General features: G+C 73.0%; 23 protein-coding genes. 7 read left to right on the top strand and 16 right to left on the bottom strand.

The annotated features are described in order from the left end of the window. Nucleotides 1-29: 29 nt before the first annotated feature. From pdxT to GCL84_RS02840, 3 genes are read right to left on the bottom strand one after another with little or no spacing between them, the layout of a single operon-like run. On the bottom strand, nt 30-659 hold the full coding sequence (pdxT, locus tag GCL84_RS02850; protein WP_407924354.1) for a pyridoxal 5'-phosphate synthase glutaminase subunit PdxT: 630 nt from the start codon (nt 657-659) through the stop codon (nt 30-32). A gap of 46 nt (nt 660-705) precedes the next feature. Beyond that, nucleotides 706-1,014, bottom strand: coding sequence for an AzlD domain-containing protein (locus tag GCL84_RS02845; RefSeq protein WP_156753749.1), 309 nt, complete (start codon nt 1,012-1,014; stop codon nt 706-708). Continuing rightward, on the bottom strand, nt 1,011-1,703 hold the full coding sequence (locus GCL84_RS02840) for an AzlC family ABC transporter permease (RefSeq protein ID WP_156753748.1): 693 nt from the start codon (nt 1,701-1,703) through the stop codon (nt 1,011-1,013). Before GCL84_RS02840 ends, GCL84_RS02845 begins: the two co-directional genes overlap by 4 nt. 73 nt (nt 1,704-1,776) lie before the next feature. Between GCL84_RS02840 and GCL84_RS02835 the strand changes: the two genes are divergently transcribed. Both GCL84_RS02835 and GCL84_RS02830 read left to right on the top strand, forming a co-directional pair. Then, on the top strand, nt 1,777-2,334 hold the full coding sequence (locus GCL84_RS02835) for a helix-turn-helix domain-containing protein (RefSeq protein WP_235925951.1): 558 nt from the start codon (nt 1,777-1,779) through the stop codon (nt 2,332-2,334). A gap of 153 nt (nt 2,335-2,487) precedes the next feature. Beyond that, complete coding sequence (locus GCL84_RS02830) at nt 2,488-2,886, top strand: prevent-host-death protein (protein ID WP_156753746.1); 399 nt, start codon at nt 2,488-2,490, stop codon at nt 2,884-2,886. Between the two features lie 291 nt (nt 2,887-3,177). Here the strand turns inward: GCL84_RS02830 and pdxS are convergent, their stop codons facing one another. From pdxS to GCL84_RS02800, 6 genes are all read right to left on the bottom strand, one after another. Next, on the bottom strand, nt 3,178-4,104 hold the full coding sequence (pdxS, locus tag GCL84_RS02825) for a pyridoxal 5'-phosphate synthase lyase subunit PdxS (RefSeq protein ID WP_156753745.1): 927 nt from the start codon (nt 4,102-4,104) through the stop codon (nt 3,178-3,180). 127 nt (nt 4,105-4,231) lie between these two features. Beyond that, nucleotides 4,232-5,209 carry an NUDIX hydrolase gene (locus GCL84_RS02820; protein ID WP_156753744.1) on the bottom strand — a complete coding sequence of 326 codons (978 nt, stop codon included), beginning with the start codon at nt 5,207-5,209 and terminating at the stop codon, nt 4,232-4,234. Beyond that, the gene (locus GCL84_RS02815; RefSeq protein WP_156753743.1) at nt 5,206-6,330 is read right to left on the bottom strand and encodes a glycosyltransferase family 4 protein; all 1,125 of its coding nucleotides are present in this window, start codon (nt 6,328-6,330) and stop codon (nt 5,206-5,208) included. Before GCL84_RS02815 ends, GCL84_RS02820 begins: the two co-directional genes overlap by 4 nt. After that, nucleotides 6,327-7,199, bottom strand: a complete 873-nt coding sequence (locus tag GCL84_RS02810; protein ID WP_156753742.1) for a phosphatidylinositol mannoside acyltransferase — start codon at nt 7,197-7,199, stop codon at nt 6,327-6,329. Before GCL84_RS02810 ends, GCL84_RS02815 begins: the two co-directional genes overlap by 4 nt. Beyond that, on the bottom strand, nt 7,196-7,804 hold the full coding sequence (gene pgsA, locus GCL84_RS02805; protein WP_156753741.1) for a phosphatidylinositol phosphate synthase: 609 nt from the start codon (nt 7,802-7,804) through the stop codon (nt 7,196-7,198). Before pgsA ends, GCL84_RS02810 begins: the two co-directional genes overlap by 4 nt. Before the next feature lie 113 nt (nt 7,805-7,917). After that, nucleotides 7,918-8,445 (bottom strand): MarR family winged helix-turn-helix transcriptional regulator, encoded by a 528-nt coding sequence (locus GCL84_RS02800; RefSeq protein ID WP_156753740.1) that lies wholly within the window; start codon nt 8,443-8,445, stop codon nt 7,918-7,920. A gap of 99 nt (nt 8,446-8,544) precedes the next feature. Between GCL84_RS02800 and GCL84_RS02795 the strand changes: the two genes are divergently transcribed. Next, a complete protein-coding gene (locus tag GCL84_RS02795; RefSeq protein WP_156753739.1) occupies nt 8,545-9,105 on the top strand; it encodes a YceI family protein in 561 nt (186 codons plus the stop codon). A 46-nt stretch (nt 9,106-9,151) separates the two neighbouring features. Here the strand turns inward: GCL84_RS02795 and GCL84_RS02790 are convergent, their stop codons facing one another. The 4 genes from GCL84_RS02790 to GCL84_RS02775 form a co-directional block, all read right to left on the bottom strand. After that, a complete protein-coding gene (locus GCL84_RS02790; protein ID WP_156753738.1) occupies nt 9,152-9,697 on the bottom strand; it encodes an HIT family protein in 546 nt (181 codons plus the stop codon). A 52-nt stretch (nt 9,698-9,749) separates the two neighbouring features. Continuing rightward, on the bottom strand, nt 9,750-11,774 hold the full coding sequence (thrS, locus tag GCL84_RS02785; RefSeq protein ID WP_156753788.1) for a threonine--tRNA ligase: 2,025 nt from the start codon (nt 11,772-11,774) through the stop codon (nt 9,750-9,752). Between the two features lie 128 nt (nt 11,775-11,902). Beyond that, complete coding sequence (locus GCL84_RS02780) at nt 11,903-12,439, bottom strand: GNAT family N-acetyltransferase (protein ID WP_156753737.1); 537 nt, start codon at nt 12,437-12,439, stop codon at nt 11,903-11,905. Next, the gene (locus GCL84_RS02775) at nt 12,436-13,080 is read right to left on the bottom strand and encodes a DUF305 domain-containing protein (protein ID WP_235925950.1); all 645 of its coding nucleotides are present in this window, start codon (nt 13,078-13,080) and stop codon (nt 12,436-12,438) included. The genes GCL84_RS02780 and GCL84_RS02775 overlap by 4 nt, the downstream gene beginning before the upstream one ends. A gap of 196 nt (nt 13,081-13,276) precedes the next feature. On the opposite strand from GCL84_RS02775, the gene GCL84_RS02770 reads away from it, so the two are divergent. Continuing rightward, nucleotides 13,277-14,689: an LVIVD repeat-containing protein gene (locus tag GCL84_RS02770; RefSeq protein WP_407924353.1), complete on the top strand. Its 1,413-nt coding sequence runs from the start codon at nt 13,277-13,279 to the stop codon at nt 14,687-14,689. Nucleotides 14,690-14,784: 95 nt separating this feature from the next. Here the strand turns inward: GCL84_RS02770 and GCL84_RS02765 are convergent, their stop codons facing one another. Continuing rightward, nucleotides 14,785-15,396: a malonic semialdehyde reductase gene (locus GCL84_RS02765; protein WP_156753735.1), complete on the bottom strand. Its 612-nt coding sequence runs from the start codon at nt 15,394-15,396 to the stop codon at nt 14,785-14,787. 94 nt (nt 15,397-15,490) lie between these two features. Beyond that, on the bottom strand, nt 15,491-16,813 hold the full coding sequence (locus tag GCL84_RS02760) for a DUF2252 domain-containing protein (protein ID WP_407924352.1): 1,323 nt from the start codon (nt 16,811-16,813) through the stop codon (nt 15,491-15,493). A gap of 272 nt (nt 16,814-17,085) precedes the next feature. Here GCL84_RS02760 and GCL84_RS02755 point away from each other — a divergent pair, with 272 nt between their 5' ends. Continuing rightward, entirely contained in the window at nt 17,086-19,056 is a 1,971-nt protein-coding gene (locus GCL84_RS02755) for a hypothetical protein (protein ID WP_156753733.1), read from the top strand. A gap of 17 nt (nt 19,057-19,073) precedes the next feature. Here the strand turns inward: GCL84_RS02755 and GCL84_RS02750 are convergent, their stop codons facing one another. Beyond that, a complete protein-coding gene (locus GCL84_RS02750) occupies nt 19,074-19,955 on the bottom strand; it encodes an aminoglycoside phosphotransferase family protein (protein ID WP_156753732.1) in 882 nt (293 codons plus the stop codon). A gap of 61 nt (nt 19,956-20,016) precedes the next feature. Between GCL84_RS02750 and GCL84_RS02745 the strand changes: the two genes are divergently transcribed. Continuing rightward, on the top strand, nt 20,017-21,300 hold the full coding sequence (locus GCL84_RS02745) for a sensor histidine kinase (protein ID WP_156753731.1): 1,284 nt from the start codon (nt 20,017-20,019) through the stop codon (nt 21,298-21,300). After that, complete coding sequence (locus tag GCL84_RS02740) at nt 21,297-21,971, top strand: response regulator (RefSeq protein ID WP_156753730.1); 675 nt, start codon at nt 21,297-21,299, stop codon at nt 21,969-21,971. Before GCL84_RS02745 ends, GCL84_RS02740 begins: the two co-directional genes overlap by 4 nt. The last annotated feature ends 269 nt before the right edge of the window (nt 21,972-22,240 follow it).

Raw genomic sequence — 22,240 nt, 5'->3', positions numbered from 1 at the left:
CTCCTCCGTCACTTCACGTCGAGTAGGTCTCACGCCCGGCCGAGGACGACGTCCACGAACAGGCGGTGCACCCGGGAGTCTCCGGTCAGCTCCGGGTGGAAGGCGGTGGCCAGCACGGCCCCCTGCCGGACGGCGACGATCCTACCGGCGGCGGCTCCGGCCGCCGGGGTGTCGGGCACCGCGGCCAGCACCTCGACCGCCGGGCCGACGGCCTCGACCCAGGGCGCGCGGATGAACACCGCGTGCGCCGGGCCGCCGTCGACCCCGGCGAGGTCGAGGTCGGTCTCGAACGAGTCGACCTGCCTGCCGAAGGCGTTGCGCCGCACGACCATGTCGATCCCGCCGAGCTGGCGCTGGTCGGGGCGGCCGTCGAGCACCTTGTCGGCGAGCAGGATCATCCCGGCGCAGGACCCGTAGGCGGGCATGCCGCCCGCGAGCCGGGCGCGCAGCGGCTCCAGCAGCTCGAAGGTCTCCAGCAGCCGCGACATCGTGGTGGACTCGCCACCGGGGATGACCAGGCCGTCGACGTCGTCGAGCTCGGAGGGCCTGCGCACGGTGGTGGTCCTGGCGCCGCCGGACTCGAGCGCGGCGGCGTGCTCGCGCACGTCGCCCTGCAGGGCGAGCACACCGATCAGCGGTTGGTCGGCCACCTCGCTCACCCCCGCTCGTCGCCGCGCCCGGCCGGTCCGGGCCGTCCGAGCCTAGTCAGCCGACCCCGGCCAGCCGCAGCAGGGCGGTGATCAGCGCCGCGGCGACCACGACGACGAGGAACGGCGCCCGCCGCCAGGCCAGCAGCCCGCCGACGGCGACGCCCGCGGCCAGCGCCCAGCCGCCGAAGGACTGGCCCTTGGCCAGCGCGGCGGTGGCGGCGAGGGCGACGAGCAGGACGAGGGCGGCGGTGGCGAGCAGGTCGCGGACGTGGTCGGGCATGCTCACCCGGCCGCGCAGGGCGGTGCCCGCGAAGCGCAGGGCGAAGGTGCCCGCGGCGAGGGCGAGGATCGGCACGATGCTCACGCGGGCACCTCATCGGTGGTCGCCCGGCGGCGGGGGACGGCGGCCATGCCCAGCAGGGCGAGCAGCACCGGCACGCCCGCGGGCAGCAGCGGGGTGGTGGCCAAGGCGATGGCGGCGCCCGCCAGGGCGGGGCGCCACTTGTCCGGCCCGGTCATGGCGGGGATGACCAGCGCCAGCAGCAGGGCGGGGAAGACGGCGTCGAGGCCGAGCGCGCCCGGGTCGGCGATCGACTGCCCGGCGAGCGCGCCCAGCAGGCCGCCCAGGTTCCACCCGGCGAACAGCCCGGCGCCGCAGGCCCAGAACGCCGCCTTGGCCCTGGCCGGGTCGCGCTGGGCCATGGCGAAGGCGACCGACTCGTCGACCAGCAGGTGGCTGCCCAGCAGCCGGGCCGCGAGGCGGTCGCCGAGCAGGTGGCCGACCGCCAGGCCGAACGGCAGGTGCCGGGCGTTGAGCGCCAGCCCGGCGGCCACGGCCGCGACCGGACTGCCGCCCGCGGCGACGAGCCCGACGGCCAGGAACTGCGACCCGCCCGCGAAGACCAGCACGGACATCACCAGCGGCACCCACAGCGCCATGCCGGAGGCCACCGCGATGGCGCCGAAGGACAGGCCGCTGACGAACGAGGCGGCGACGATCGCCGTGATCCCCCGGCGCGACTCCCGATCGAGTGTTCGCCATGTCGAACGCATGGCCAGTATCCTGAACGCACGACCGAGCGTTCGTCAAGATGAACGTTCGGACCGATATAACGAACGGAGCGACGTGTCGGACCGGGGAGAGATCAGCGGCGTGATCGCCAGGGCCGTGCGCCGCGAGCGCGAGCGCGCCGGGCTGTCGTTGAGCGAGCTGGGCAAACGGGCCGGGGTCGCCAAATCGACCCTGTCGCAACTGGAGTCCGGCGCGGGCAACCCGGGCATCGAGACGCTGTGGGCGATCGGGACCGCGCTCGACATCCCGTTCAGCAGGCTCGTCGACCCGCCCTCGCCCCGGGTGCGGGTGGTCCGCCGCGGCGAGGCGGCGTCGGTGGCCTCCGAGACCGCCGACTACACCACGGCGCTGCTGTCGGCCGGTCCGGCGAACACCCGCCGCGACCTGTACCTGCTCACCGCGGAGCCGGGGTCGCGGCGGGAGTCGGCGCCGCACCCGCCCGGCGAGGTCGAGCACGTCGTGCTCTGCACCGGGCGGGCGCTGGTCGGTCCGGCGGACGCGCCGGTCGAGCTGTCGCCGGGGGACTTCATGACCTACCCCGGCGACGAGCCGCACGTCTTCGAGGCCCTGGAACCGGGAACCACGGCGGTGTCCCTCTCCGAGCACCGTTGACGATTCCTCCCGCCGCCCACCCGGCGTCGTCTATCCCGACCACCGGCACGCATCCAACGGTTGGTCGGAAGCCATTCGGCCTGGTCGACGGAACCGTCCACCGCCGCGCGGCTCCGCCCTGACTTCCGAACACGTTCCGAACATGATGGGTCCATGACCAGCGCAGTTGACCTCCCCGTCGCCACACGACGCTCCTCGGACCTGAGCAAGCACTCGGCCGAGGTCTTCGCCGAGGCCGAGGGGCACACGCGCATGCTGGACTTCGCCGCGCAGCTGATCACTGCGGTCCTGGACGAGACCGGCACCCTCGCCGAGCGCATGGCGAAGGTCTTCCCCTGGATGCTGGCGCTTTCTCCCGCGGACCGCGAGACGTGTGCGCAGGACCTTGTCGACGCCGCGCGCGCGTCGTTCTCGACGCGCCAGCCGCGCCTGGCGATCGCTGAGCTGACGTCTTGGAAGGAGACTGCCGCGGCGATCGCGGCGGGCTTGGGCAGCGCCGATCTGGAGTGGCTCGACGAGGACGAAGCCGCCGAGACCGTGGAGCGTCCCTAATGGGACTTCCTCACACGCACGCCTCTGTCCACGACGCCGACGAACCACCGCCTCAAGGGAGAGCTCGGCACGATCCAGCACGGCGGGGCGACTTACGTCGACGGGAGGACGGTGTACCTGGAGCAGGTGCACACGAGCCACCCGAACCAGACGAAGTAGCACGGCGGCGTCCGACCGAAGGCTGATACCCAGCTTGGACCACGGCATCAGTCCCGACCACAGCGCCGAAACGACCGGGCCCACGCCGCGATCCTCGGCAGCGTGGGCCCGAATCGCCTGGCGTTCGAGCGCTTACCAGCCGCGCTCGGCGAGGCGGTGCGGCTGCGGGATCTCGTCGACGTTGATGCCGACCATGGCCTCGCCCAGACCCCGGCTGAACTTCGCGATGGCGTCCGGGTCGTCGTGGAAGGTGGTGGCCTTGACGATCGCCTCGGCGCGCTGGGCGGGGTTGCCGGACTTGAAGATGCCGGAGCCGACGAACACGCCCTCGGCGCCGAGCTGCATCATCATCGCCGCGTCGGCCGGGGTGGCGATGCCGCCCGCGGTGAACAGCACGACGGGCAGCTTGCCGGTGCGGGCGACCTCCTTGACCAGCTCGTAGGGGGCCTGCAACTCCTTGGCGGCCACGTACAGCTCGTCGTCGGCCAGTGAGGTCAGCCTGCGGATCTCGCCGCGGATCTTGCGCATGTGCCCGGTCGCGTTGGACACGTCGCCGGTGCCCGCCTCGCCCTTGGAGCGGATCATCGCCGCGCCCTCGGTGATCCGGCGCAGCGCCTCGCCCAGGTTGGTCGCCCCGCACACGAACGGCACGGTGAACGCCCACTTGTCGATGTGGTTCGCGTAGTCGGCGGGGGTCAGCACCTCCGACTCGTCGACGTAGTCGACACCGAGCGACTGGAGCACCCGCGCCTCGACGAAGTGGCCGATGCGCGCCTTGGCCATCACCGGGATGGACACCGCGGCGATGATGCCGTCGATCATGTCCGGGTCGCTCATCCTGGACACGCCGCCCTGGGCCCGGATGTCGGCGGGCACCCGCTCCAGCGCCATCACGGCCACGGCGCCCGCGTCCTCGGCGATCTTGGCCTGCTCCGGGGTGACCACGTCCATGATCACGCCGCCCTTGAGCATCTCGGCCATGCCGCGCTTGACGCGGGTCGTGCCGGTCCCGTCCTGGGACTGCTCCGCCTGGGTCGCCTCGGTCTGCGTCTGGGACACCCGTCCTGCCTTCCACTGCTCGTCGGGGCGCGGCGCGCTCGCCGCAGCACCGACGATAGGACGAGGTGGCCCGCTCACCGAGGCCAATCGGGCCCGATCTCACCAGGCCACTTCTCGGCCGGGCGGCTCAGCGGACGGTGCGCAGGGCGCCGGTCCACTGCCCGGTCAGCAGCTCGGGCAGCAGCTCGGCGAGCTGGACCGGGTAGCAGGTCTCGGCGGTGGCGGCGAGGTCGGCCGCCGACCACCAGCGGTGCTCGGCGATCGTGCGGGCCTCCAGCTCGGTGAACCCCGCGGTGCTGACCCGGGCGCCATCGGGGAGGCGGGCGAGGAAGAACCACTCCTCCCCGTCGTAGGCGCGGTCCTCGAAGCTGAACACGGTGCGCCGCCGCCAGACCGGGCCGGTCAGGGCGGCGTCGGGCAGGGCGATACCGGTCTCCTCGCGGAGTTCGCGCAGGGCGGCGGCGCGCAGGTCCTCCCCCGGGTCGACGCCGCCGCCCGCGGTGAACCAGAACGAGTGGTCGGGGGTGGCGGGGTCGTGGCCGCGGAAGAGCAGCACCCTGTCCTCGGTGTCGAGCAGGACGACCCTGGCCGACGGGCGGGGCCGGGGCAGGTCGGGCTCGGGCTCGGCGATCTCGAGGTAGGCGGGCTCCGGGGCGGTGCCCGCGAGCTTGAACCAGCGCACCACCCGCCGCCGCCGCTGCGACAGCGTGTCGCGCACGGCGTCGCCGTGCACCCGGCGGGCGATGACCACCCGGTGCTCGGCGTCGACGAGCTCGGCGACCAGCGCCAGCGCGACCGCCTGGCGGTCGACCTCGGCCAGTTCCCTGCTCAGGGCGTTCTCGGCGGTCTCGCGCTCGGCCCGGGGCGCGCGTTCGGCGCGCTCGGCGAGCACCCGCAGCCGGTCCCCCGGCACCGGGTCGAGCGAGCCCGCGACGGCCCGGGCGACCACCGCGCGGCGGGCCAGGGCGGCGTCGAGGGCGGCCCAGGCCGCGTCGGTGCGCACGTGCAGGCGGTCGAGCCGGTTGGCGGTGCCGACCAGCCAGCTCCCCAGCACGACCAGCACGGCGAGGCCGACGAGCAGCAGCACGAAGCCCAGGTCGCTCACCCGGCCTCCTCCACCCGGCGGGGGTCGGCGGCCACCGCCTGCTCGTACACGCGCAGCACCTGCCCGGTCACGACCGACCAGTCGTAGGCGGCCACCCGCTCGGTGGCCTCGGCGATCTTGGCCGCGCGCAGCGCGGGGTCGGTCAGCGCGGCGCGCAGCCCCTGGGCCAGCGACCGCGGGTCGCCGGTCGCGGTGAGCACGCCCGCGGCCCCGTCGGCCAGGACGCGGCGGAAGGCGTCGAGGTCGCTGCCGACCACGACCGCGCCCGCCGACATGGCCTCGGTCAGGATGATCCCGAAGCTCTCCCCGCCGGTGTTGGGCGCGCAGTAGACGTCGAAGCTGCGCAGGGCGCGGGCCTTGGTCCGGTCGTCGACCTGGCCGAGCAGGTCGATCCGGTCGGCCAGCGGCCCGGCCGCGCGGCGCAGGTCGTCCTCGTCGCCGCGGCCGACCACCAGCAGCCGGGCCTCGGGCAGGTCGTCGAGCAGCCGCAGCGCCTTGAGCAGCACCGGCATGCCCTTGCGCGGCTCGTCGTAGCGGCCGACGAAGCCGATCGTGCCGCCCGCGCGCGGGTAGCCGGGCAGCGGCTCGGCGTCGCGGAAGAACCCCACGTCGACGCCGTTGGGGATCTCCACCGCGTCGCCGCCGAGGTGCTCGACCTGGACCCGCCTGGCCAGCGCGGACACCGCGATGCGGGCGGTGATCTTCTCCAGGAACGGTTGCAGCACGTTCTGGAAAGCGCTGAGCGTGCGGGAGCGCGGGGTCGAGGTGTGGAACGTGGCCACGATCGGCCCGTCGGCGACCATCAGCGCCAGCATGGACAGGCTCGGCGCGATCGGCTCGTGCAGGTGCAGCACGTCGAAGTCGTGCTCGCGCAGCCACCGGCGCACCCGGGCGTAGGAGACCGGCCCGAACGACAGCCGCGCCACCGACCCGTTGTACGGGATCGGCACCGCCCGCCCGGCCGCGCGCACGAAGTCCGGCAGCTCGGTGTCCTCGTCGGCGGGGGCGAGCACGTCGACCTCGTGGCCCTGCCCGGTCAGCGCCCTGGCCAGGTCGAGCACGTGCGCCTGCACCCCGCCCGGGATGTCGAACGAGTAGGGGCAGACGATGCCGATCCTCACCGGTCGGCCTGCCAGAGGGGCTGCATCATGTGCCAGTCGGCCGGGTGCGCGGCGATGTCGGCGGCGAACACGTCGGCCAGCGCCTGGGTGGCGGCGGGGATGCCGCGCACGCCGCTGACCGGGATCGGCGGGTGCACCCGGCAGGCCCAGCCGTCCTCGGTGAACCAGAGCCCGGCGGGCAGCAGCACCGCGCCGGTGCGCGCGGCCAGGTAGGCGGGCCCGGCGGGGAAGACGGCGGGCTGGCCGAAGAAGGTGACCGGAATGCCGCGCGGGCCCAGCTCGCGGTCGCCGACGATGCACACGACCCCGTTGTCGCGCAGCCGTTCGGCGAGCACCACCGACGCCAGCCGCTCGCCGCCCTCGCTGGGCAGGATCTCGAACCCGAGCGACTCCCGGTAGGCCACGAACCGCTCGAACAGCGACTCCGGCCGCAGCCGCTCGACGACGGTGGTGAACGTGCCGTGCTCGGCGACCAGCCACATCCCCGCGGCGTCCCAGTTGCCCGAGTGCGTCAGCGCCACCACCACGCCGTTGCCCTCGGCCAGGGCGGCGGTGATGTACTCCGCGCCGGTCATGTTCCGGTCGAACTCGCGGTAGACGGCGTCGGCGTCCATCGACGGCAGCCGGAACGCCTCGCACCAGTACCGCGCGTACGAGCGCAGCCCGGCGCGCACCAGCTCGTCGAGCTCCTCGGGCCCGGCCTGCGGCACCACCCTGGCCAGGTTGGCCCGCAGCCGCTGCCCGCCGGGGCCCCTGCGCGCGGCCGCCCAGTCGGCGCCCGCGCGGAACAGCGCGGCGGCGGCCTGTTCCGGCAGCAGCCGCACCAGCCGCCAAGCCGCCCGGTAGCCCAGTGCCGCGAGCCCGCTCATCCGGCGGCCTCCGCGCTGCGGCGCACCGCGAGGAGGCGCTGCACGACGGTGACGACCGACCCGGCGGTGAGCAGCCACAGCGCCACGTCGAGGGCGTAGGGCACGTCGATCCCGGCGAAACCGGCGCCGAACAGGATGATGATCAGCCGCTCGGCCCGCTCCACCAGCCCGCCGTCGGCCGCCAGGCCGGAGGCCTCCGCGCGCGCCTTGATGTAGGACACGACCTGCGAGAGCACGATGTTGCCCAGCGCGGCAGCGGCCAGCACGGGGTGGTCGGCGATCGTGAACAGGTACCAGGCGAGCCCGCTGAACAGGGCGCCGTCGGCGATCCGGTCGCAGCTCGCGTCGAGCACGGCGCCGAACTTGGTCCCCCCGCCCCGCGCCCGTGCCATCGACCCGTCGATCAGGTCGAACAGGACGAAGCCGGTGACGACCAGCGACCCGGCCAGCAGGTGCCCGGTCGAGAACAGCCACAGCGACGCGACCACCGCCCCCGCGGTGCCGAACAGGGTCATGGCGTTGGGTGTGAGGCCGAGGCGGACGAGCCACGCCCCGACCGGGTCTGTGGCGCGCGAGACCGACGCGCGGGCGAAGATGTTGAGCATGAGTCTGTCGGGGACACCTAACCGGCAGCGGGACCTGGTGGGCGCAGCCTAACGGCCCGGAGGCCCCGCCCGCCGGGCCCACCCGGTGTGGGCCGCGTCCCCCCGGTCCCGGCTCAGACGTCGGGGGGCTGGCCGCAGGCGCCCGCGCCGGGGGCTGGTTCGCGGTTGCCGGGCAGCGTCCCCTCGGGGTCGAGCTTGCGCAGGACGGCGGCGCTGATCTGGCCGAGCGCGTCGACCTGTTCGGCGGTGAGCTGGTCGAACAGGGTCTCGCGGACGGCGGTGACGTGGCCGGGGGCGGCGGCGCGCAGGGCGTCGAAACCCGTGTCGGTCAGCACCGCGACCTGGCCACGCTTGTCGGTGGGGCACTCGCGGCGCACGACCCAACCCGCCTCCTCCAGCCGGGAGACAGCGTGCGAGAGCCTGCTTCGCGAGGAGCCGCGCAGCCCGGCCAGCTCGCTCATGCGCAGCGAGCGCTCGGGGGCCTCGGACAGCACCACGAGGATCTCGTAGTAGGTGTAGGGCATCTTCGAGTCGCCCTGGAGCTGGCGGTCGAGTGCGTCGGTGAGCGCGCTCGACATGGTGATGTAGGTCCGCCAAACGTCCTGTTCCCGGCCATCCAGCCAGCGTGTCGCCTCGCTCATGCCCCCATCCTACCCCCTAGTTGAACTCTCAATCGAAACCGTGTACCGTCCCCGTTGAGAGTTCAATCAAGCGTTCAACCAGTTGTTGGAGGACACGCCATGACCAGCGCCACCACCGAGATCCCCGGCTTCGTCGCGGGCACCTGGGACATCGACCCCACCCACTCCGAGGTCGGCTTCTCCGTGCGGCACATGGGCGGCATCAGCAAGGTCAAGGGCCGCTTCACCGCCTTCTCGGGCACCGTGACCACCACCGAGGACCTGGCCGCGGCGGGCGTCGAGGTCTCGGTCGACCTCGACTCGATCCACACCGGCAACGCCGACCGCGACGGCCACCTCAAGACGGCCGACTTCTTCGAGGTCGAGAAGTACCCGACCATGACCTACCAGGCCACCGGCGTGCGCGCCGACGGCGACAAGTACGTGCTGGACGGCGAGCTGACCCTCAAGGACGTCACCAGGACCGTCCCGCTGACCTTCGAGTTCAACGGCTTCGGCGGCGACGCCTACGGCGGCACCCGGATCGGCGCCGAGGGCAAGGCCCACATCAACCGCAAGGACTTCAACGTCAACTTCGGCGGCGTGCAGAACAACGTCGTCGTGGTGGGCGACAAGGTCGAGATCACGATCGACATCGAGGCCGTGCTGCGCACGGGCTGATCCCGGCCTGGCCCCAGCCCGGCCCCGGCCGCGACGCCTGGGAGGCTCAGCCCTCCCAGGCGTCGGCGAGCATCCGCCGGGTGTCGCCGAGCAACTGGGGCAGCACCTTGGTGTGCCCCACCACCGGCATGAAGTTCGCGTCCCCGCCCCACCGGGGCACCAGGTGCTGGTGCAGGTGCGCGGCGATCCCCGCCCCCGCCACCACGCCCTGGTTCATCCCGATGTTGAACCCGTGCGGCGCCGACACCCGCCGCCCGACCCGCATCGCGTGCTGGGTGAACTCGGCCAGCTCCACCGTCTCCCCGGCGGTCAGCTCGGTGAAGTCGGCCACGTGCCGGTAGGGCACGACCATCAGGTGCCCGGGGTTGTACGGGTACAGGTTCAGCACCGCGTAGACGGCCTTGCCCCGCGCCACGATGAGCGCCTCGGCGTCGTCGAGGTCCGGCAGCCCGCAGAACGGGCAGCCGCGCGCGTCGTCGCCGTCCGGCTTGCCCTCCCCCTTGATGTAGGCCATGCGGTGGGGCGTCCACAACCGCTGCAGCGCGTCAGGGATGCCCACGCCATCCTGGGGAACGAACTCCGGGTCGACCATGCGCCGATCCTAGTGGAGGCCCCGGCGCCGGGGCCGCCACCGGATCGGCCGCCTACCCGGCGACGGTGAAGGTCTCCGCCGAGGGCGAGGCGTTCTCGCGGGAGGCGATCCAGCCGCGCACCGCGTCCACGGCGTCGGCCACCGGGACGCCGTTGACCTGGGAGCCGTCGCGGAAGCGGAAGGACACCGCGCCGGACTCGACGTCCTTCCCACCCGCGACCAGCAGGAACGGCACCTTCTGCAGGGTGTGGTTGCGGATCTTCTTCTGCATGCGGTCGTCGGACAGGTCGACCTCGACCCGGACGCCGTGCGCGCGCAACTGCTCGGCCACGACCAGCAGGTGCTCGCTGTGCTCGTCGGCGATCGGGATGCCGACGGCCTGCACCGGGGCCAGCCACGCCGGGAACGCGCCCGCGTAGTGCTCGGTCAGCACGCCGAAGAAGCGCTCGATCGAGCCGAAGAGCGCGCGGTGGATCATGACCGGGCGCTTGCGGGAGCCGTCCGGGGCGGTGTACTCCAGCTCGAAGGCCTCGGGGAGCATGAAGTCGAGCTGGATGGTCGACATCTGCCAGGTGCGGCCCAGGGCGTCCTTGGCCTGCACGGAGATCTTCGGGCCGTAGAAGGCGGCGCCGCCCGGGTCCGGGACCAGCTCCAGGCCGGAGTCCTCGGCGGCGACCCGCAGTGTCTCGGTCGCCTGCTCCCACACCTCGTCGGAGCCGACGTACTTGTCGTCGTTGCGGGTCGACAGCTCCAGGTAGAAGTCGTCCAGGCCGTAGTCGCGCAGCAGGTCGAGCACGAACTTGAGCAGCGACGCCAGCTCGGCGGGGACCTGGTCCTCGGTGCAGAAGATGTGCGCGTCGTCCTGCGTCATGCCGCGCACGCGGGTCAGGCCGTGCACCACGCCGGACTTCTCGTAGCGGTAGACCGACCCGAACTCGAACATCCGCAGCGGCAGCTCGCGGTAGGACCGGCCGCGCGACTTGAAGATCATGTCGTGGAACGGGCAGTTCATCGGCTTGAGGTAGTAGTCCTGGCCCGGCTTGCGGACCGTGCCGTCCTCGTTGTGCTCGGCGTCGAGGTGCATCGCCGGGTACATGCCGTCGCGGTACCAGTCCAGGTGGCCGGAGACCTCGAACAGGGCGCCCTTGGTGATGTGCGGGGAGTAGACGAACTCGTAGCCGGACTCGGCGTGCCGCTGGCGGGAGTAGTCCTCCATCGCCTTGCGGATCACCCCGCCCTTGGGGTGGAAGACCGCCAGGCCGGAGCCGATCTCGTCGGGGAAGCTGAACAGGTCCAGCTCGACGCCGAGCTTGCGGTGGTCGCGGCGCTCGGCCTCGGCGATGAGCTCCAGGTGCGCGTCGAGGGCCTCGGCCGACTCCCACGCGGTGCCGTAGATGCGCTGCAACTGCGGGTTCTTGTCGTTGCCGCGCCAGTAGGCGGCCGCGACGCGCATGAGCTTGAACGCCGGGATGTGCTTGGTCGTCGGCACGTGCGGACCGCGGCACAGGTCGCCCCAGACCGGGTCGCCCGAGCGCGGGTCGAGGTTGTCGTAGACGGTCAGCTCGCCGCCGCCGACCTCCATCACCTCGGAGGTGTCGACAGTGTTGTCCTCAGACTTGATGTCCACCAGTTCCAGCTTGAACGGCTCGGCCGCCAGCTCGGCCTTGGCCGCCTCGACCGAGTCCAGCACCCGCCGGGAGAACCGCTGCGCCCCCTTGATGATCGCCTTCATCCGCTTCTCCAGCGCGGCGAGGTCCTCGGGGGTGAACGGGCGCTCGACGGAGAAGTCGTAGTAGAAGCCGTCCTTGACCGGCGGGCCGATGCCCAGCTTGGCCTCGGGGAACTGCTGCTGCACCGCCTGGGCGAGCACGTGCGCGCAGGAGTGGCGGATGACCGAGCGGCCGTCCTCGGTGTCCGCGCCGACCGGCTCGACCTCGGTGTCGGCCCCGGGGGCCCAGGACAGGTCGCGCAGGCGGCCCTCGGGGTCGCGCACGACCACGACGGCGTCCGGCCCCTTGCCGGGCAGGCCGGCCTCCCGGACGGCCGCGCCCGCGGTGGTGCCCGCCTTCACCACCACGCTCGATGCGGGTGCGACGGCGGTGGGCTGCGGCTGGGACACGGTGACTCCTTCGTCGGGGGTGCTCGGACCTGCTGCTCAGATCGCCGACGATGCTATCGACCCGCCCGGACGGGGCGCGCCCCGGTTTACCGGTCGGTGGCCAGCGCGCCCATCACCACGACGTCGTGCCGGGCGCCCTGCCACAGCCACGCCTCGCGCAGGCGGCCCTCCTCGCGGAACCCGGCCTTGCGGTAGGCGGCGATGGCGCGGGTGTTGTGGTCGACGACCTCCAGGCCGACGCGGTGCACCCCGACGGTGTCGAACAGGTGCGCCAGGACCAGCCGCAGCGCCTCGGTGCCCAGGCCCTCGCCGTGGCGGCCGCCCAGGGCGATGCGCAGGCCCGCGACCCGGTTGTCCGGGTCCCAGGCGTTGACGGCGAGGTCGCCGAGGAAGGCGCCGGTGGCGTTGTCGAGGATCGCGTAGTCGAGGCGGTCGACCTGGTCGGCGCGCGAGGCGCACCAGTCCACCAGCTCCTCGCGGGTGAAGGTGCCGTGGTTGCCGGTGAACACCGCCAGGCCGGTGTCGTTGACCATCGTCAGCAGGTCGTCGACGTGCGCCGGGCCCAGCGGGACCAGTCGCACCCGCGCGCCCGGCAGGACCGGGGTGTGGATCAAGTCCGTCATGCCCCGAGCATGCCCCGCATCCTGGCGATCTCGTCGGACTGCTCGACGACGACGTTGTCCGCCATCTCCTGCACGACCACGTCCACGCCGTCCTCGCGCACGGTGTCGGCCATCGCGACCGCGCCCTCGTGGTGGCGGATCATCATGGTCAGGAACCGGGTGTCGAAGTCGGCCCCGGAGGCGGCGGCGAGCTCGTCGAGTTCCCGCTGGGAGGCCATGCCGGGCATGGCCGCGTGGTCGGCGTGGTCGTGCCCGCCGTGCTGGTCGACCTCGGGCTGGCCGTTGCGGCGCAGCCAGCGGTTCATCATGTCGATCTCGGGCCGCTGGGTGTCGGCGACGCGGGAGGCGAAGGCCCGGACGGTGGCGTCGGCGCCGCGCGCGGGGACCAGGTCGGTCATCACCAGCGCCTGCCGGTGGTGGGCGATCATGTCCCGGGCGTAGGCGAGGTCGGCCTCGTTGGGCGGGGTGGCGGGCGGCGCGCTCGAGGCCTCCTCCGCCGAGAGGGTGCGGTTGGCCTCGCCGGGCAGGCCGGGCTGCACGACCGGGTTGGCCGGGGTGCGCGGCTCGGCCGCGCACGCGCCCAGCACGCCGAGCAGGCCGAGGGCGGCCAGCGCGGCCGCCGCGGCACGTCGGAGCGACACCTGCGGACCCCCTCGTCTCACCGATCCGGCACTCACATCCGGTAGCAGATCCGACGCTACCCGTTCCCGGTTGTTGGCAACAAGATGTGGATGACTGGTGAAAACAGCACACGCGTGGCGCTGGCCCGACGCAAAACCGCCGGTCATACTGCGGGTTCCGGCAACGCCCGACGCGCACGTGAGAGGGGCTTGATCCGTGCCATCCACCCCACGTTTGGGGGTCGCCGCGGCCGTGGGAGCCGCGACGCTCGCCCTGTCCTCGCTCGCCGGGGTGTCCCCCGCGGGCGCCCAGGGCCCGTTCCCCGCCCCCGATGAGGTCGTGACCAGCGCGAACGTCACGCACCTGGCGAACATCCCGGCCACCGCGCCGCTCGCGGGGGCCGGTTCCACGGGGACCGACCTGGCCTTCACCGGCGACTACGCCATCGCGGGCAACTACCTCGGCTTCACCATCTACGACATCAGCGAGCCGGCGCGGCCCGCGATCACCAGCCAGGTGCTGTGCCCCGGCTCGCAGAACGACGTCTCGGTCAGCGGGGACCTGCTGTTCCTCTCGACCGACTCCCGGCGCAGCGACGCCTCGTGCTCCTCCACCGCCCAGAACGACGGCACCAAGGCCTACTGGGAGGGCATGAAGATCTTCGACATCAGCGACAAGCGCAACCCGCGCTACATCAAGGCGATCGAGACCGCCTGCGGGTCGCACACGCACACGCTGGTGCCGGCCAGGAGGGGCGGGGACGTCTACCTGTACGTGTCGTCCTACGGCCCGGCGGAGAGCCTCGGCAACTGCAAGCCGCCGCACGACATCATCTCCATCATCAAGGTGCCGGTGGCGAACCCGGGCGCCGCCGCGCTGGTCGCCACCCCGAACCTGTTCCCCGACGGCGGCAACCCCGGCGTCCCCGGCAGCATCCGGAACGGGATGGTCTCGCCCACCTCGGGCTGCCACGACATCACGGTGTACCCGTCGAAGAACCTGGCCGCGGGTGCCTGCATGGGCGACGGCGTGCTCATGGACATCTCCGACCGGGAGAAGCCCCGCGTCATCCACCGCGTCCAGGACGACGCCCACTTCGCCTTCTGGCACTCGGCCACCTTCAACAACGCGGGCACCAAGGTCGTGTTCACCGACGAGCTCGGCGGCGGCGGGGCGGCCACCTGCAACCCGGACATCGGCCCGACCCGCGGCGCGAACGGCATCTACGACATCACCGGCAGGGCCGACCAGCGCAGGCTGGAGTTCCGCAGCTTCTACAAGATCGACCGCCACCAGACCGACGAGGAGAACTGCGTCGCCCACAACGGCTCGCTGCTGCCCGTCCCCGGCCGCGACATCATGGTCCAGGCCTGGTACATGGGCGGCGTCCAGATCATCGACTTCACCGACTCGACCGCCCCGAGGGAGATCGGCTTCTTCGAGCGCGGCCCCGCCGCGAACGACGCGGAGAGCGGCGGGGTGTGGTCGGCCTATTACTACAACGGGCACATCTACGCGTCGGACCTGGGCAAGGGGTTCGACGTGCTGAGGGTGGACGACCCGGCCACCGATCCGGCGAAGTCGCACCGGAGCGAGGAGCTGAACGTGCAGACGCAGGGCACCTACTAGCCCTCGCGCTGAGGCGCGGCCTGGATCGGGCGTCCAGGACACACGCACAAGGGCCCACCCGGCGGCGCCGGGTGGGCCCTTGTGCGTCCGGGAAGTCAGACGGACTCGACGACCTCGGTGTAGTCGAGGCGGGGGTTGCGGTCGAACCAGGGGCTCTCGCCCGGGTTGCCGATGTTGACCACCACCAGGGACTTGCGGCGGCCGTCGGGGAAGAAGGCGCGGTCGACGCCCTGGGCGTCGAAGCCGGTCATGGGGCCCGCGGCGAGGCCCGCGGCGCGGACGCCGAGGATGAAGTAGCCGACCTGGAGGAGGGCGTTGAACCTGGCGAACTCGGCGCGGGCCGGCTCGTCGGTGAAGTTGTCCTTGGCGCCGGGGTAGTGGGGGAACTGGGTGGGGAGGTTCTCGTGGAAGTCGGTGTCGGCGGCCAGGACGGCGACGAGGGGGGCGGAGCCGGTCTTGGCGCGGTTGCCCTCGGACATGAGCTGGGTGAGCGTGGCGCGGGCTTGCGCGGAGCGCACGAGCAGGACGCGCAGGGGCTGGGTGTTCATCGAGGTGGGCGCCCACTTGACCAGGTCGTAGATGGCCTGGACCTGCTCCTCGGTCACCGGGTCGGTGGAGAACGAGTTGGCGGTGCGGGCCTGGCGGAACAGCAGGTCCTGGGCCTCTTCCGCCAGGGTGAGGGTGCGGGTGTCCTGCTCGGTGCTCATCGGGGTGTCACTTCCTGCCGCGGGGGTGGCGCTTCCAGAGACCAGACAACCATGTTGAGCGTTGAACTATTTCCCGGCGCGGGCGTGGTCTCGATCACTGCGCGGGCAGGTGGCCCGCGCGGATGGCCGCCTCGAGGTCGGCGTGGTCGGCCTCGGTGCGGTCGGCGTAGGCCACGGCGTGGGCGCCGATGGCCTTCTCCAGGTCCTTGCCGCAGTAGCCCGCGAGCAGCCGGGGGTCGACCGAGCGGGTGTGCGCGCGGGCGAGCAGGGCGCCCGCGAGCCTGCCGTAGTCGTCGAGGTGGCCGCCGCCGAGGGTGGTCGGGTCGATCTCGCCCTTGCGGTTGCGGAACTGGCGGACGATGCAGTGCCGCCGTCCCACCGTCGTCCAGCCCAGCAGGATGTCGGTCTCGGCCTGGACCAGCCGGGCGCCGTTGACGATGCGCTTGCCCTCGTGCTGGGCGGCGGGCTGCCCGAGCACCCGCGACACCGAGGACGGCACGGCCTGCTTCACCTGCAGCACCAGCGCGTCCTCGTCGTTGCCGTGCAACAGGACGAGGTAGTTGCGGAATCCGACGCTGCCGGTGCCCACGACGCGGAAGGCCACGTCGCGCACCTCGAACCGGTCGATCAGGTTGCGCCGGGACTCGCGCAGCGTGTCCACATAGGAGGGCAGCGCCGCGCGCACCGACTCCCGGGTCCGCTCGTCCACCTCGGACAGCAGCGGCGGGCTGGGCACGAAGCGCCACTCGTCGTCGCTGCGGCTGGTCCACCGGGCGGCGAGGCGGGAGCTGGTGTTGGCGGCGGCCTTCGCCGCGGCCTCGGCGAAGTCGTCGAGCAGGGCGTGCGCGTCGGCCGCCTCGACCGCCGACTCGTCGCCCAGCGCGCTCCAGGACTCCATGAACGGCAGCTTGGCCAGCCGCTTGAGCGTCTTGCGGTAGGACTGGGCGACGTCCTCGGCGGCCTCCCGGCAGCGCGCCTCCGGCACCCCGCCCACGCGGCCCGCCAGCACCAGGCTGGTCGCCAGCCGCTTGAGGTCCCACTCCCACGGGCCCTGGGTGGTCTCGTCGAAGTCGTTGATGTCCATGACGACCTTGCCCTCCGGCGTGCCGAACAGCCCCATGTTGGCCGCGTGCGCGTCGCCGCAGATCTGGGCGTGCACGCCGGTGCGCGGGCCCGCGTCGAGGTCGGCGGCCATCCGCCAGGCCGCGCCGCGGAAGAAGGCGAACGGGGAGGCGGCCATCCGCCCGATCCGCAGCGGCACCAGGTCCTCGCGCCTGCCCGCGTTGCTGGCCTCGATGAACTCCACGACCGTCAGCCGGTCGTCGGCCAGGGTGAGCTCACCCTGCTCGGCGAGCCCGACCCGCTCGCGCAGCGCCCTGCCCTGGGCCCGGACCTCGTCAGCCGTCTGCACGCTCATGACGGCCATACTGCCCCCGCGACCCCCGCGGGCGGGCGGCGTCCGCGAAAGCGTACAAAGCACGTTTCGCGTGCCCGCGAAGAATCCTGGTAAACGCGAAAAGGACATCGGAGCCGAAGCGGTAACACCTCATTCCGCCAGCACGACTCAATCAGTGATCGGTCGGCGGCGAATTCGGCCCCGACCGGGTGAACTCAAGCCAGGCTCGAGGTCACGGGCCTCGTCCCCGCAGGTGGTGCCGTGTCGCTCGTCGTCCGCCCCGGACCGGTGCGATGACCGCCGCACGCCTGGTGCGCTGGGGCGGGCCCGCGCAGGAGGGCCCCGCCTCGCTCCGGTCGATCGCCCAGGAGCTCGTGGGGCCGCTGCCACCCGACCTGGACGGGCAGTCGGTGCTGGGCCTGCGCGCGGTCGACGTGCCCGGTGAGGGGCAGCACTGGTGCTTCACGGTGCAGGCGGAGGTGTGCCAGGCCCTGTTCGTCCCGGCGGCGTCCGCGCGGGCGTGGCAGGTGTGGGAGCGGTGCGCGGCGGAGGTCGCGGCGGGCGGGGGTCTGCTGCCGGACACGGGGCTGTCGGTCGCGGGGTGGGACCACCCGCCGCTGCCGGTCGCGCGGACGGCGGTCGAGCGCGTGCTGGCCGGTCTGGTCGACGACGACGCGGCCGTGCGGGTCCCCGGCGAGCCGGACGGGGTGGTGGCCGCCATCGGCGCGGTGCTGCGGGTGCTGCCGGACGCGGTCGTGCGCGACCGGGTGTGGACCACGCTGCTGGTCGACGCGCCGGGGCCCAGCCGGGTCGTCACCGGGTCCTGGCCCGCGCGGCTGCGCGACTCGGCGGCGGCGGCGTGGGTCGAGCGGTGGCTGGCCGACCGCGCGCGGCCGACCGCGGCCCGGACCGGGTGGGACGAGGACACCGGCGCGGCGGTGCGGTGGCTGGCGTCCCGGGTCGACGAGCCCGCCGCCGTCGGCCAGTACCGGGGCTCGCCGTCGGCGCTGGCGCTGGTGCACGCGATCGTCGACAACGAACTGGTCCACCTGCAGCTCGACGAGATCCGCCCGGCGCTGGACCGCGGCGACGAGCGGGTGCTGCTGGCGGAGAACCTGCCGCCGCTGACCGCGTGGGTGCGCGGCAGGCCGGCCGAGGCGATCGACTGGCTGTGCGCCCGCCCCGCGGGCCAGGACGGCGTGTTCGCCGACGCGGTCCACCTGATCCTGCTCACCGAGCACATCGCGACCCCGGCCGTGGTCCCGCTGCGCCTGCCCGCCGCCCGCGAGGACCGCCCGGACTGGTTCGACACCTCGGTCGCCCTGACCCGCAGGCGCTGCCCCGGCCGAGCCGACCTGGTCAACCTGGCCCGCGACCTGGTGGCGACCGGCACCGACCCGGCGCGGCTCGGGGCGTGGCTGCGCGCGCTGGGCCTGGACCCCGCCGACCCCGACCTGGCCGACCTGTTCCCGGTCGCCCTGGAGACCGCGGCGGCCGAGGTCGTCCGCGAGGGCGACATCGGCCCCCTCGGCGAGCGCTACCTCGCCTCGGCCCCCTCGGCGCTGCTCGCCCTGGTCGGCGAGGTGCCCCCGCTGGAGGCCAGGGTGGTGCCGGGCTGGCTGGCCAGGCTCAGCGACGACGATGACCGGCGCACCCTGTTCCGAGCCGTGATCGACCGCCACACCGCGACCAGCCTGGGCTTCTACGGCGCCCCCTCCACCTGGCTGCTCACCGCCCTGCACGCCACCGACGACCCCGCCCTCTGCGACGTCATGGCCGCCCTGGCGGCCCTGGCCTTCCCCGGCTCCGCACGCCCCTCGGTCGAGCTGGCACGCGAGGTCCTGGCCATCAGCACGAGGTCCCCCGAGCCCGCCGCCGCTTTCGCCGAGTTCACCGCGAGACTCCTGGCCGAAGGCACGCCCCACCACGCACCCACCCCCGACCTCACCCACCAACTTGCGGCCGAGCGGCAGCGGTGGCACGAGCAGGAGAACCACCTGCGCGCCACCATCGCTTACTTGGAACAGCAAGCCAGAACCCCCCAACCCGCCCCCGCGCCTCCCCCACCCCCGCCCCCACCCGGTCCAGCCACAGTGGACACCCCGGCCGCACCCCCGCCCGCCCAACCCGCCCCGGTGCCCCCGGTCAAGCAAGCGGGCATGAAGCCGCTGACCTACCGCAGGACCATCCTCTTCATGATCATCGTCATCGTGGCCCTGCTGCTCCTGACGATCTTGGGCATCGCCGTCCTGGTGGTCAGGTAAGAGCAACAGGACGCCGCCTACTCGACCTCGGCGAGCACGGCGTCGACGATCCGCCGCTCAGCGGCGACCTGCGCCGCGTCCCCCAGGTTCCCCGCCATCACCAGGGTCGACTTCCACAACGCCCACCCACGCGCCCGCGCCCACATCGCCTCGTCACGATCAACGGCCTCGCGGAAGGCCTCCCGCGCGCCCCCGTCCAGCCACGTCCACGCGAGCACCAGGTCGCAGGCCGGATCACCGACCCCGGACGTGCCGAAATCAATCACGGCTGCCAAGCGGCCGTCGACGACCAAGAGGTTGCCGGGGGCTATGTCGCCGTGGAACCAGACCGGGGAACCGGTCCACCGCGCGGCTAAAGCGGTCTCCCAGGCGTGCAGGGCCTTGTCCGCGTCGATCAGATCCCGGACGGCGTGGAGGGACTGGCGGGTCTCATCGTCGTAGTGGGTCAGGGAAGCGCCCCGGTACCAGCAGTGCTCGCCCGCCAACGGCCCGCCCTCGGCGTCGCACTGGCCCAGTCGCCGCAGGAAAGCCGCCACCCGCACGGCGAACGCGGCGCGGTCCGGGATCTCCGCCCGGTCGGCGCGCTCGCCCTCGATCCACCCGCGCACCGACCACGGGAACGGGTACCCCTCGCCCGGCACGCCGTCGCCCAGGACCTCCGGGATGGGCACGGGGAGCCGTGGGGCCAGTCTCGGGAGCCAGTGGCTCTCCTTGCCCACCGACCGCACGTACCCCTGCGCCGTCGGCAGCCGCACCGACATGTCGTCACCGAGGCGGTAGGTGCGGTTGTCCCACCCGTCGACCGGCACCGGCCGCACGTCCAGGTCCGCCCAGTGGGGGAACTGGGCGGCGAGCAGCCGCCGCACCAGGTTCGCGTCGATGCCCGCGCGTCCGTCCATGCGTCGATGTCACCGCAGGTCGCGGGCGTGGGCAATCGAATTACCCGGTACGGTCACTCGCATGGGTGAATGGTCCGACGAGGAGCGCGCCGTGTGGCGCAGGCCCGCGTCCGGGCCTGAGCAGCGGCGGCGGGACGTGCAGCTCGGGCTGGCGGTGGTCCTGGGGGCCGCTCTGACGACCATCCTGGTCAGCAGCGCCGGGGGGCGGGTGTTCGACGACATCCCGCCCCTGGGTGAGCAGTTGGCGTGGAACACCGCCATCGCGCTGCCACTGGTGGTGCGCACCCGGTTCCCGGTCCCGGTGCTGGTCGTGGTGGGGGTGGTGTTCATCGCCGGGCAGTGGCAGCAGACCGGGGACAACCTGGTGCCGTCGATCTCGCTGTTCCTGGCCATCCACAACGTGGGGGCGTGGGGCCAGGACCGGCGGGTGGCCCGGTGGGCGCGGGTGGGCGTCATCGCGGCGATGTTCGTGTGGCTGGGGCAGTCGCTGGTGCGGGCGCTGGTGGAGCCCGCGCCGGAGTTCCCCGGCGCGGCGGGGCCGCTGGACCCGGTGCTGGCGTCGATCCTCTACTCGATCGGGTTCAACATGCTGTTCTTCGGCTCGGCCTACTACTACGGCAACATGGCGTGGCTGTCGGCGCGCCGGGAGGCCGAGCTGGCCGACCGGGCCGAGCAGCTGCGGCACTCGCAGGAGCGCAACATCGAGGGCGCGGTGACCGCGGAACGGGTCCGCATCGCCCGCGACCTGCACGACGTCGTCGCCCACCACGTGTCGGTCATGGGCGTGCAGGCGGGCGCGGCGCGGCGGGTGCTCGACCGGGACCCGGCGGTGGCCAGCGGCGCGCTGCGGTCGGTGGAGGACACCGCCCGGCAGGCGATCGGCGAGCTGCGCGGTCTGCTGCGGGTGCTGCGCTCGGACACCGACGCCCAGCCCGAGCAGGCCGCGCCGGTCTCGGCGCCGGGCCTGGGCCAGGTCGACGACCTGGTCGCCTCGGCGCGCTCGGCCGGGCTCGACATCACCCTCGGCACCTTCGGCGACCCGCGCCCGGTGCCCGAGAGCGTCGCCCTCTCGGCCTACCGGGTCGTGCAGGAGGCGCTGACGAACGTGCTCAAGCACGCGGGCGCGCGCTCGGCCGACGTGCGGGTGCGGTTCCGGCGCGACGCGCTGGAGGTCGAGGTGACCGACGACGGGGCGGGCGCGAAACCGGGGGCGGGCGGCTTCGGCCTGGTCGGTATGCGGGAGCGGGTCGCCGTGCACGACGGGGAGCTGGAGGTGGGGCCGCGCTCCGACCGCGGGTACCGGGTGCGGGCGGTCTTCCCGGTGGAGGCGGTGGCGGCGCCGTGAGCGACATCAAGGTGGTGCTGGTCGACGACCAGGACCTGGTACGGGCGGGCTTCCGGGTCATCCTCGGGACCGAGCCGGGCATCGAGGTCGTCGGCGAGGCGGGCGACGGGGCGCGGGCGGTGGAGCTGGTGGGCGAGCTGCGCCCGGACGTGGTGCTGATGGACGTGCAGATGCCCGGCACCGACGGCCTGGCCGCGACCAGGACCGTCCTGGCCGACCCGGACTGCGCGACCAAGGTCGTCATCCTCACCACCTTCGACACCGACGACTACCTGTTCGAGGCGCTGCGCGCGGGCGCGAGCGGCTTCCTGCTCAAGAACGCCTCCCCCGAGGACCTCGTCGACGCGGTCCGTATCGTCGCCCGCGGCGACGCCCTGCTCTCCCCCGAGCTCACCCGCCGGGTCATCGCCCGGTTCTCCACCCCCCAGCCCGCGCCCTGCCCCGCGGCCCCGGACCCGGCGAAGCCCGCGGAGCTGACCAACCGGGAGTACGAGGTGCTCGTCGCCCTGGCCAGCGGGGCGAGCAACGCCGAGATCGCCAAGGAGCTGCACCTCGGGGAGACCACGGTCAAGACTCACGTGTCCAGGATCTTGACCAAGCTCGACCTGCGCGACCGCACCCACGCCGTCGTCTACGCCTACGAGAACGGTGTCGTCTCCCCCGGCGGCTAGGCCGCGTTTCGGGAGTCTCGTTCGATGAGAGTCGTGATCGGTGTGGTTTCTGGCGGTGCGGGGTGGAGGTGCCGGTACCGGGGTTGTACCGGTGCCTTCACCCCGTGCCGTCAGGGGCCGCTCCGGCGCGGCTATCGCGAACACGGACTTCCGAAACACGGCCTAGTGGCTCGGCTCAGAACGTTCGCCGTGTATCGGCGGGTCCACGGCGTGTCTGGGCGGGGCGCCGGAACGGCCGCGTACTGGATGTACTCGGTCGTTTCGGCAAC

Origin of the sequence: Actinokineospora pegani (assembly GCF_009745975.1) — a bacterium.
Lineage (GTDB): Bacteria > Actinomycetota > Actinomycetes > Mycobacteriales > Pseudonocardiaceae > Actinokineospora > Actinokineospora pegani.
Note: the sequence above shows the minus strand (reverse complement) of the source record. Positions and strands in the feature narration are given on the sequence as shown.